This window comes from Cellulophaga sp. BC115SP (assembly GCF_009905545.1).
Classification (GTDB): domain Bacteria; phylum Bacteroidota; class Bacteroidia; order Cytophagales; family Spirosomataceae; genus Flectobacillus; species Flectobacillus rivi.
Map to the genome: position 1 here is coordinate 1 of NZ_JAAALB010000141.1, position 1,343 is coordinate 1,343.

At 40.7% G+C, this 1,343-nt stretch carries 4 protein-coding genes; all 4 read left to right on the forward strand.

The window, feature by feature from the left end; all coding sequences use genetic code 11:
* The first annotated feature begins 104 nt into the window (after positions 1–104).
* The gene (locus GVN22_RS28530; protein WP_166554151.1) at positions 105–389 is read left to right on the forward strand and encodes a hypothetical protein; all 285 of its coding nucleotides are present in this window, start codon (positions 105–107) and stop codon (positions 387–389) included.
* Positions 390–408: 19 nt separating this feature from the next.
* Entirely contained in the window at positions 409–651 is a 243-nt protein-coding gene (locus tag GVN22_RS28535; protein ID WP_166554152.1) for a hypothetical protein, read from the forward strand.
* Positions 652–703: 52 nt separating this feature from the next.
* On the forward strand, positions 704–967 hold the full coding sequence (locus GVN22_RS28540; RefSeq protein ID WP_166554150.1) for a hypothetical protein: 264 nt from the start codon (positions 704–706) through the stop codon (positions 965–967).
* A gap of 83 nt (positions 968–1,050) precedes the next feature.
* On the forward strand, positions 1,051–1,343 hold a 293-nt coding region (locus tag GVN22_RS28545), incomplete at its 3' end, for a DNA cytosine methyltransferase (protein ID WP_240915791.1).

Here is a 1,343-nt window from a genome sequence, read left to right on the forward strand (position 1 = left end):
GGTTGGTCAAAATGGACAAATGATAGCGAAATACGATAAGGATTTGAGACGGTTTATTTTGAAGTAAAAACGGGTCACTACTTTACAAAACGGGTCAATAAACAATGAGAACTCAACGCTTACTAATGCCAATTGAAGTGATAAGAGTCTATAAAAAATTACCACTTCAGCAACGAAAAGCCCTATACCAAATACTCAGAACAGAGTTGGACTATGGGCCAAATTCTGATAATTCCAATATTCGAAAAATGCTCCGAGGTGATCGGTATGTACCAGCCTCAGCAATCAAGTTAATTCGTGATCACCTTGGAATGACCCGCTCAGCTGGCAATATACAAATGGACATCATGGATATAGTCGGGCTCAAGCCTAAAACATCACAGTCGTAATTATATAAACCTTCATATTATGGAATGTCATAACTGTTCAGCTCCTGTGGATTCACATACGCATTTAGATTCAGACGAGGTCAAATTCCCAGCCAATGGTGATTTTAGTATTTGCTTGTACTGTGGTGCTTTAGCCGAATTTTCAAACGGTTCATTAATTCCACTTTCGAATGAGATTATAGAGATCATTCAAAAAGAAGATCCTGAAACTTGGTACCATTTGCTCGAAGTTCAAAGTATGATTCGTAACGAGAACATTTAGTTTTAACTCATTTCCTTCAATCATTTTCCAGCCATACGGCTACAATCAAAACATGAAAATCTTAGTTAAAAGTCGGATGCGTATCAGATACGCATTGCAGGGAGTCGTGTACCTAGAGTATAGAGTAAAAGGTTCTTGGGGCTACGTTTGGCGTAAAGCTTCAGTATGTTTAGAGCTGCCCAACGAGGACTATCGTACAACGCTGAAAAGACTCCAGCGTTTGAGAGCTCACAAACGATCAGAACGCAAAAGTTTAGTGCAAAGAATGGCCACGCTTTATTGTAAAAACAAGGAGCTGGAGTTGCAAATGGTTTAGCTGGTACAAAAAATTGTCCTACTGATTGAGGTGTGTCAAATCCAACTTGCAGGAAAATATTAGATTTTACCCCTACAAAAAAGATGAAACACGCCTCTTTATTCAGTGGAATTGGAGGGTTTGACCTTGTTGCCCACCAAATGGGTTGGGAGAATGTATTCCACTGTGAAATAAACCCTTTTTGCCAGCAAGTTCTACAATATTACTGGCCCAATGCAATCCTTTATGACGACATTACAACAACAGATTTTAGTAAACACCGAGGACAAATCGACGTCCTCACGGGTGGATTCCCTTGTCAGCCCTACAGCGTGGCAGGAAAACGAATGGGCAAGGCCGATGAGCGCCACCTGTGGCCACACATGCTTAGAGCAAT